The organism is Synechococcus sp. CS-1326, from assembly GCF_025128115.1.
Lineage (GTDB): Bacteria > Cyanobacteriota > Cyanobacteriia > PCC-6307 > Cyanobiaceae > Regnicoccus.
In genome coordinates, this window is the sequence record NZ_JAHLYV010000005.1 from 22330 (window position 1) to 30450 (window position 8121).

The window sequence follows — 8121 nt, forward strand, 5'->3', positions numbered from 1 at the left end:
CGGTACCCACCGAATGAATCATCGAATCCGGGTCGCTGCTGCGGCCCCGGCTGTTCTGCTGTTGCTGGGTGTGCCGTTGCTGGCGGCCCCGGCCTCGGCCCACCATCTGATGGAGTTGTTTCAGATCGAAGCGAGCCCCCTGGGCGGCTTTCTCAGCGGTCTGGGTCACCCCCTGCTCGGCCCCGACCATCTACTTTTTCTGCTTTGTCTGGGCCTGGTGGGGCTTCAGCAACCGGGCCGCTGGCTGATCGGGCTGCTGGCCGTCGGGCTTGGCGCCAGTGGCGTCGGCCTGCTGCTGCCCACCCTGCCGGGTGCTGAACTGCTGGTGGCCCTCTCCCTGGTGGCTCTCGGCCTGGTGGTGATCGGCCGCTGGCCCCGCTGGGTGCTGCTGCCGGCGATCGCCCTGCATGGCTACGTGCTAAGCGACGCGGTGATCGGCTGGGAAGCCGGTGCGATCGGCTTCTACCTGCTGGGTCTGCTGATCAGCCAGGCCACCCTGCTGCTGGCGGCGGTTGCGCTGATCCGCCCCTGGGCCGGCCGGCTCAGCCCCACCAATCTCAAGCTGGTGGCAGGCATGCTGATCGGCATCGGTGCCACATTCGCCTGGACCGGCCTGGTGCCCTGAGATGGAAACCACCAACCAGCGGCGCCTACCGGTCACCGTGGTGACGGGCTTCCTCGGTGCCGGCAAGACCACTCTGCTGCGTCATCTGCTGCTCCACAGCGGCCTGCGTCTGGCGGTGATCGTCAATGAGTTCGGCGAAGTGGGGATCGACGGCAGCCTCCTGGGTGCCTGCGGCTTCTGTCCGGAGGAGGAACTCGGCGACCGACTGGTCGAGCTGGCCAACGGCTGCCTCTGCTGCACCGTCCAGGACGATTTCCTGCCGACGATGCAGACCCTGCTGGAAGCCTCCGACAGGCTCGACGGGATCGTGGTGGAGACCAGTGGACTGGCCCTGCCTGAGCCCCTGGTGCAGGCCTTCAGCTGGCCCGGGATCCGCACCCGCACCCGCGTCAATGGGGTGGTGGCGATGGTGGATGGCGAAGCGGTGGCCCAGGGAAGTGTGGTGGGGAATCCCGCCGCCCTGGAGAGGCAACGGGCCGCTGACCCCAGCCTCGACCATTTCGACGACCTGGAGGAGCTGTTCGATGAGCAGCTCGAAGCCGCCGACCTGGTGCTGGTCAGTCGCTCCGAGCAGCTCGATGCCGACCAGTGGGAACGCGTGCGCGCGCGCGTCGAGCGGGCCTGCCGGAGCGGAACCCAGCTGCTGCCGATCGAGAACGGCCGGATTTCCCCGGCCCTGTTGTTTGGCCTGCAGCGGGATGAATCGGCAGGCGAGGCCCATCACCACGAGGCCCATGAACACGATCACAGCCACGTGCCGATGCAGTCGCTGGCACTGCGGCTGACTGGAGACTTTGATCGACAGCGGCTCGAAGCGGTGCTGCGCGAGCAGATCGAGCAGCAGGCGATCCTGCGACTCAAAGGCTGGCTGCAGCAGCCCGGTAAGCGCCGACCACTCCAGATCCAGGCCGTGGGACCGCGCCTGGACTGCTGGTACGAGGACCACCGGGAGCCCGTGGAGGCTTCCAGCGGCGTCCCGGCGCTGGGCCTGGAGCTGGTGGCCCTGGGCCTGAAGCTCGATTCAGCCGTACTGGAGGCGGCCCTGTCCCACGCGGCGGTTCAGTCGAGTGGGATCTGACCAAGGGCGCAGACCGTTCCCCAGCAAAGGGCCTGGTCCTTGCTCCAGTGGCTGGAAACGGGGCCCCATGGGCCCCTTGATTTCTGCTGCATTTCAACCTTGCCGCTGCCGTCATGGCGAAAGTCGAGCCGCTGGCCGCCCAGCTCCAGGCTCCAGCGCTCGCCGATCGCCTCGATCCGCATCACACAGGCCTGCCAGGGTCCCTGCTCACGCCGGCAGCGGAGCTCCAGCCGTTGCGGCTCGCTCAACGCCGCTGGCAGTGCTGCCAGGCCAAGCCCGAGCCATAGCAGCAGGATCGATGGGCGAACCGTCGCCGCAGACATTGGCCGCGCCTCCGCGCACCCACCTGTTCAAGCTGATCCTGCGACGGCTGCGGGGGGAGAGTGAGCTGGCAAGATTTAACAAACAACCCACCCACGCAGTGCCCAGCTACCAAGCCCGCGTTCTGGTCAGCCTGAGGCCCTCGGTGCTGGATCCGGCCGGCGAGGCCAGCCGTGCCGCCGCCACCCGCCTGGGGGTGGAGGGCATCACCAGCCTGCGGATCGGCAAGGCCATCCTCGTGGAGATCGAGGCTCCGGATGCCGCCGCAGCTGAAGCGCGGTTGTCCTTGCTCAGCGAGCGTCTGCTGGCCAATCCGGTGATCGAGAACTGGTCCCTGGAGTGGCTGGAGCCCAGCATCGCCACCGTTTCGCCATGACGATCGGCATCGCCGTCTTCCCCGGTTCCAATTGCGATCGGGATGTGCAGTGGGCGGCCGAAGGCTGCCTGGGAATCCCCACCCGTTTCCTCTGGCATGAGGAGCGGGATCTGCGCGGCCTCGATGCCGTGGTGCTGCCCGGTGGGTTCAGCTACGGCGATTACCTGCGCTGCGGCGCCCTCGCCCGTTTTGCTCCCCTGCTGGAGGAGGTGGTGGCCTTCGTGGCCCGCGGCGGCCCGGTGCTTGGAATCTGCAACGGTTTTCAGGTTCTCACTGAAATCGGCCTGCTGCCCGGGGCGCTCACCCGCAACCAGCAGCTTCATTTTCTGTGTGAACCGGCGGAGCTCACGGTTCAGCCGGGCTCCTGCCGCTGGCTGCAGGGCTATGGGGCCGGTGAAACGATCAGCCTGCCGATCGCCCACGGCGAAGGCCGCTATCAGGTGGACGACGCCACCCTGGCCCGGCTGGAGCAGGAGGGACAGGTGGCCCTGCGTTACCGCCGCAACCCGAATGGTTCGGTGGGTGATGTGGCCGGCTTGAGCAACGCCGCGGGCAATGTGCTGGGGCTGATGCCCCATCCGGAGCGGGCCTGTGATCCGGTCACCGGCGGCCTGGACGGCCGCCGGCTGCTGGCCAGCCTGCTGGGCTGAGCTCAGCCCAGGGCGGCGAAGAACTCCTTGCTTCCCACCGGATCGGGCTTCATGGTCTGCTCGCCCGGCGTCCAGTTGGCGGGGCACACTTCATCGGGGTGGGCCAGAACGTACTGGAAGGCCTGCAGGACCCGCAGGGTTTCATCGACGTTGCGACCGACCGAGAGGTTGTTGATCGTGGCGTGCTGAACGATTCCCTCGGGATCGATGATGAACAGGCCGCGCAGGGCCACGCCGGCCTCCGGATCGAGCACGTTGTAGTCGGCAGCGATCGTTTTCTTGAGATCCGCCACCAGGGGATAGGCGATCTCACCGAGACCGCCCTGGTTGCGATCGGTCTGGATCCAGGCGAGGTGAGAGAACTGGCTGTCGACGGACACCCCGAGGATTTCGGTGTTGAGGCTGCTGAAATCGGCGTAGCGATCGCTGAAGGCGGTGATTTCGGTTGGGCAGACGAAGGTGAAATCAAGGGGATAGAAGAACAGCACCACGTATTTGCCGCGGTACTGGGACAGGGTCACCTCCTTGAATTCCTGATCCACCACGGCGGTGGCGGTGAAATCCGGGGCCGGCTGACCAACGCGAAGGGAAGCGCTGACGGTCATAGCGTTGTGAAAAGGGAAGGGAAGACAGCTGGAAAGGCAGGCCGAACTCGGACCGACTACCACTTGCAGCTGATCACAAGTTATCACGGATTTCAGCCGGAGGCGGCCCCCTTAAGCTCGGAGCCATCCAGTTCAACCCCGCTCCATGCCCTGGGATCCAGCCATCCTGCGCAAGTTCAACACCACCGGCCATTTCCGCCTGCTCAACCAGTTGCGCGCCGAGATCAAGGCCCACCCTCTGCCCCGCCAGAAGGGTGTTCCCCAGGACCAGAGCGGCGGCCTCGGTGGGCTCGGCACCGGCCCGATCGAACTGCGTCCCCAGCCGATGGGCTACGTCCGCTCGCGGCGCTCGGGGAGCTACGGATCCTCCTCCAGCTCCCAGTCGGCCGGCTTCAGCCCCTCGCTCGACAACAGCGCCGAAGGAGCGTCGATGAGTTTCCGGGATCGACTCAACGCCATCGAGATGCGTTGATGCCACCGCTGTCGGGGCAGCCAGCATGACCCTCCGCAAGACAGCCTCGATCGGCCTGTTGGCCATGGTGCCGATCTCGGTGGCGGCTGATCGGCTCCACTGGGGAGACGTCTCGGTTTTCGTCACCGCGGCGATCGGCATCATTCCACTGGCCATCTGGCTGAGTACCGCCACGGAGGAGTTGTCGCTGTCCCTGGGGCCCTCGCTCGGAGCCCTGCTCAGTGCTGTGTTCAGCAACGCCACCGAACTGATCATCGCGATCGTGGCGCTGAGGGCCGGCCTTGTCGACATCGTCAAGGCGAGCATCACCGGCACGGTGATGGCCAACCTGTTGCTGGCGCTTGGTCTCTCGATGCTGGTGGGTGGGATCGGACGCCGCGAACAGCAGTTCCATCCGGTGGTGGCCCGGGTGAACGGTTCGGCGATGACCCTGGCCCTGCTGGCGATCCTGATCCCGAGCCTCTCGGTGCTGGCGGCCCGCCATTCCGTGGCCAGCACCCAGAGCTTCACCACCTTCGTGGCCTGGGTGCTTCTGGTGGTCTACGGCCTCACCCTGCTTTTCTCACTCGGTACCCATCGCTCGCTCTACGCGGTGGCCGAGGCAGATCTCGCCGACGACAACGGAGCGGCCCCGGGTCACAAGCCAGCTGCCCTTCCCTGGCTGCTGGTGTTGCTGGCTGCCACGGCGGCGCTTGCCTACGAATCGGAGCTGTTCGTCGGGGTTGTGGAATCGGTGACCGAGGGGTTTGGACTATCCGGGCTGTTCACCGGCGTGGTGCTGTTGCCGCTGCTGGGTGGCATGGCGGAATACATCACCGCCATTTCCCTGGCCCGCAAGGACAAGATGGATCTGGCGGTTTCCGTGGTGCTCGGCTCCACCCTGCTGGTGGCCCTGCTGGTGGTGCCGGTGCTGGTGCTGATCGGGCCGCTGCTGGGCCACCCGCTGGATCTCAGCTTTGATGTTTACGAACTGGTGGCGGTGATCACCGCGGTGGTGATCAGCAACCTGGTCACCCTCGACGGCCGCTCCGACTGGCTGGAGGGCGTTCTGTTGCTGGCGGCCTACCTGATCGTGGCCACCGGCTTTTACTTTCAGTAGGAGAATTTCAGTTGGAGACTTTCATTGGCTGAATTTCATTGGCTGAATTTCAGTAGGTGAATTCAAGTAGGATCATTTCAGTAAGAACTACTACAGGAAGGTAACTTTCCGCAATGCCATGTCCCGCTGGACCAGCAGACCAGGCTGAAATGGAACCGTTCAGCTGTAGTAATAGCCGCCATTCTGTTCGTCACGGGTCACGTAACTGCAGTGGCGGCCCACTCTCCAGAGCGCCTGATGGATCGGGGTGGGATCAACCCGGACATGCTCCGGGAACGCTGCCCGCAGGATTTCGGTGGCGCGCCAGGCGTTGTAGTGGGGGATGCGGGGGTTGAGATGGTGCGCCACATGGGTGGAGCCGATGCCATGGTGCAGCAGATTCAGGAGCGGCCCATAGGGGCGATCCACGGTCTGGAGCGCACCCTTGGCCCAGTCCCAGTCGGATTCGGAGAAATGGGGGATTTCCGCATCGGTGTGCTGAAGCCAGGTGTAACAGACCAACCAGGCATTGATGATCAGGTAGGGCAATCCATAGACGCACAGAACCCTGGCCATCGACGTCTGCGAGGCCCAGAGCAGCAGCAGGGCCAGAACCACGATCAATCCGGCATTGGAGAGATGCATGAGATCTTTCCACTTGCCGGGAAACAATGGGCGACGGCCGGTGTTGAACGGTTTCGAATCGATGAAGTGTGAGGTAGGAAATCCCTGTTCAGGGCCGCCGGTGATCCCGAACAGGAGATAGAGCGGCCAGCCCAGCAGAAGATGAACCAGGATGGAGACCATTCCATAGGCAGATTCGCCGACGACTCGCTTCAGTTTCACGGTGAAACCGGCCCAGGGGGATTCCCCCAACGACGGCACATGGGTTTCACCGGCCTCCAGGTGATTGCAGTGGCTGTGATGCACTGCATGGCTTCGCTGCCAGGAAAAATAGGGAACCAGCAGCAGGCTGTGGAGAACGAGTCCCACGCCCGCTTCGATGGTTCGGTTCGGGTGAAAGGCGTTGTGGCCGCATTCATGGGCCAGCACCCAGCAACCCATTGCCAGTGTTCCAGCCACCACCGCATAGGCCAGCCAGAGCGGGGCAAAGGCCCACTGCAGCGGAATCAGACAACCGAGTCCGTAGGCCAGCAGCGATGTGGAGAGCGAAAAGGCCAGTTTTCGCCAGGCCCGAGCGCTGTTCTTGTCGGTGATGTCAGCAGGCAGGCAGGCCAGCAGTTGCTGCTTCGTGGGCCAGTTGCCGCTGCCGGGATCAGACTGTGATTGTGGAGGAGCTGACGGGGATGGGAAGGGGGCGGAGCGAGGGATGGTCGTTGTCATCAATGAATCAAAACCACCCGAAGCACTCCGTAACAAGAATTTTGTCCAGAGGAACCTAACCACCACATCCGCTGCTCCGTGGCCTGCCGGGTTCAGACCTGCAGGTTCGGGCAGATCACCGTGCTGCTCCTGACGGGATCGCTCTGCCAGCCGGCCAGCAGCTGCTGCAGTTCGGTTCTCAGCTGGATCAGTTCGCTGATCTGGCCATCGATCCGCTCGATCTGGCGCCCCAGCTGGATCGCGATGTCGTCGCAGGGAAGCTCACCGGCATCGTGCACCGCCAGGCAGTTCTGGATCTCCTCCAGGCTCAGCCCGAGGGTCTTGAGCCGGCGGATGAAGCCCAGTCGGCGCAGGCTCTCTTCTGCGAACAGCCGGTAGCCCCCTTCGCTGCGGCCGACTGCTGGCAGCAGGCCCAGATCCTCGTAGTAGCGCAGGGTTTTCACCGGGAGTCCACTGCGCCCGGCCAGCGCTCCGATCTTCATGCCAACGGCCGCCATCCTCTTGACTCTCCACTCAAGGGAGAGTTTAAGCTTTTCTTCGCCCACTTCTCCTCCCCCGGCAGTCCGTGAATCCCGTCGCTCTGGCCCTGCTCCTCTCAGCGGGCCAAGCAACTGAACTGCAGCGGCGCCTTTGCGATGGGCAAGGAATGGATGCCCTGCCAGAACTTCGATCTCTACGAGAAAGCCGTCGCCAAGGAGAAGTGACTCCACCACTCCTTCGTCCTGCTCTGAGCCGTACTCCCAAGCGCCCGATGCCATCGCACCCCAGCAGCCCCCGACCGCATCCCCACCGCTGGGCCCTGCTGGTCGCCCTGGTGGCGATGGTCATCGCCCCTTTGCTCAGCATCGTGCCCGCTGCGGCTCACATGAAGGGCATGTACAAGACCAGGCAGGAAGCGGAGAAACGCGCCGCCGAGCTCAAGTGCAAGGGCACGTTTGCGATGGGTTCGATGTGGATGCCCTGCGCCAATGAGCAGGCCCTGCACAAGGCACTTCAGAACGAATGAGCCGCCTTCACCTGCTGCGCCGGCTGCACCGCAGTCTCGTGCCCCTGGCGGCGCTGCCGCTCCTGCTCACGGCTCTTTCCGGTTCGCTCTACGGCGCCTTGTCGGCCCGGGAGATCGAGGCGTTCTGGCTGATCAAGCTGCACACCGGCAACTTCGGTGCCGTCAACTTGCAGCCTTATTACTCCACGGTTCTGGGGGTGCTCACCCTGTTCATCGCCGGCTCTGGAATCGGTTTGTTGCTGGGCCGCCGGAGCGGGGGGAAGCCGCCCACACCGGCGGAGAGGAATTCAAGGGCCGGAACACATTCTTGAAAGGACCCGGCTGGAATCAGAACCGGAACAGGGCGTCGTAGTTGTGGTACTCGGGTTTGCGTAATCCCTCCACCGCCAGCATCCGCCGCAGTTCGATGATCTCGGCCCGCTGGACCACGATCACCCCTCTGGCGAAGCGCCGGATGGTGGGGTTGGTGCTCTTGGCCAGGGCGTCGTGGGCCATCAGCAGCGCCCCGCCGTGGTGATCGAGCATCCCCTCCAGGAACCACACCACCCGGTTGTCCTTGGTGGGGA

14 protein-coding genes are annotated in these 8121 nt (G+C 64.5%); 9 read left to right on the forward strand and 5 right to left on the reverse strand.

The genetic code is table 11. The features are described 5' to 3' along the window. Positions 1-13 precede the first annotated feature (13 nt). Positions 14-625, forward strand: coding sequence for a HupE/UreJ family protein (locus KQ307_RS01230; protein ID WP_259726691.1), 612 nt, complete (start codon positions 14-16; stop codon positions 623-625). A gap of 1 nt (position 626) precedes the next feature. Further along, the gene (cobW, locus tag KQ307_RS01235; protein WP_259700911.1) at positions 627-1703 is read left to right on the forward strand and encodes a cobalamin biosynthesis protein CobW; all 1077 of its coding nucleotides are present in this window, start codon (positions 627-629) and stop codon (positions 1701-1703) included. Here cobW and KQ307_RS01240 read toward each other — a convergent pair. Further along, positions 1685-2026 (reverse strand): hypothetical protein, encoded by a 342-nt coding sequence (locus KQ307_RS01240; RefSeq protein WP_259700912.1) that lies wholly within the window; start codon positions 2024-2026, stop codon positions 1685-1687. The two genes, cobW and KQ307_RS01240, sit on opposite strands and share 19 nt — an antisense overlap. A gap of 98 nt (positions 2027-2124) precedes the next feature. Between KQ307_RS01240 and purS the strand changes: the two genes are divergently transcribed. Both purS and purQ read left to right on the forward strand, forming a co-directional pair. Next, positions 2125-2400 carry a phosphoribosylformylglycinamidine synthase subunit PurS gene (gene purS / locus KQ307_RS01245; protein WP_259700928.1) on the forward strand — a complete coding sequence of 92 codons (276 nt, stop codon included), beginning with the start codon at positions 2125-2127 and terminating at the stop codon, positions 2398-2400. After that, positions 2397-3050 carry a phosphoribosylformylglycinamidine synthase subunit PurQ gene (gene purQ / locus KQ307_RS01250; protein WP_259700913.1) on the forward strand — a complete coding sequence of 218 codons (654 nt, stop codon included), beginning with the start codon at positions 2397-2399 and terminating at the stop codon, positions 3048-3050. The genes purS and purQ overlap by 4 nt, the downstream gene beginning before the upstream one ends. 2 nt (positions 3051-3052) lie before the next feature. Here the strand turns inward: purQ and KQ307_RS01255 are convergent, their stop codons facing one another. Continuing rightward, positions 3053-3655, reverse strand: a complete 603-nt coding sequence (locus KQ307_RS01255) for a peroxiredoxin (RefSeq protein WP_259700914.1) — start codon at positions 3653-3655, stop codon at positions 3053-3055. A 145-nt stretch (positions 3656-3800) separates the two neighbouring features. Here KQ307_RS01255 and KQ307_RS01260 point away from each other — a divergent pair, with 145 nt between their 5' ends. After that, positions 3801-4127, forward strand: a complete 327-nt coding sequence (locus tag KQ307_RS01260) for a hypothetical protein (RefSeq protein ID WP_259700915.1) — start codon at positions 3801-3803, stop codon at positions 4125-4127. Between the two features lie 25 nt (positions 4128-4152). Next, positions 4153-5226: a calcium/proton exchanger gene (gene cax, locus KQ307_RS01265; RefSeq protein ID WP_259726692.1), complete on the forward strand. Its 1074-nt coding sequence runs from the start codon at positions 4153-4155 to the stop codon at positions 5224-5226. Positions 5227-5385: 159 nt separating this feature from the next. Here the strand turns inward: cax and KQ307_RS01270 are convergent, their stop codons facing one another. Further along, positions 5386-6549 (reverse strand): fatty acid desaturase, encoded by a 1164-nt coding sequence (locus KQ307_RS01270; protein ID WP_259726693.1) that lies wholly within the window; start codon positions 6547-6549, stop codon positions 5386-5388. 92 nt (positions 6550-6641) lie between these two features. After that, positions 6642-7031, reverse strand: a complete 390-nt coding sequence (locus tag KQ307_RS01275) for a heavy metal-responsive transcriptional regulator (RefSeq protein ID WP_259700918.1) — start codon at positions 7029-7031, stop codon at positions 6642-6644. 87 nt (positions 7032-7118) lie between these two features. Between KQ307_RS01275 and KQ307_RS01280 the strand changes: the two genes are divergently transcribed. The 3 genes from KQ307_RS01280 to KQ307_RS01290 are packed head-to-tail and all read left to right on the forward strand — an operon-like array spanning position 7119 to position 7866. Then, positions 7119-7253, forward strand: coding sequence for a DUF3721 domain-containing protein (locus tag KQ307_RS01280; protein ID WP_259700929.1), 135 nt, complete (start codon positions 7119-7121; stop codon positions 7251-7253). A gap of 47 nt (positions 7254-7300) precedes the next feature. Next, positions 7301-7555 carry a DUF3721 domain-containing protein gene (locus tag KQ307_RS01285; protein WP_259700919.1) on the forward strand — a complete coding sequence of 85 codons (255 nt, stop codon included), beginning with the start codon at positions 7301-7303 and terminating at the stop codon, positions 7553-7555. Next, positions 7552-7866 carry a hypothetical protein gene (locus KQ307_RS01290; RefSeq protein WP_259700920.1) on the forward strand — a complete coding sequence of 105 codons (315 nt, stop codon included), beginning with the start codon at positions 7552-7554 and terminating at the stop codon, positions 7864-7866. Before KQ307_RS01285 ends, KQ307_RS01290 begins: the two co-directional genes overlap by 4 nt. Before the next feature lie 16 nt (positions 7867-7882). Here KQ307_RS01290 and KQ307_RS01295 read toward each other — a convergent pair. Continuing rightward, on the reverse strand, positions 7883-8121 hold a 239-nt coding region (locus tag KQ307_RS01295; protein WP_259726694.1), incomplete at its 5' end, for a DUF305 domain-containing protein.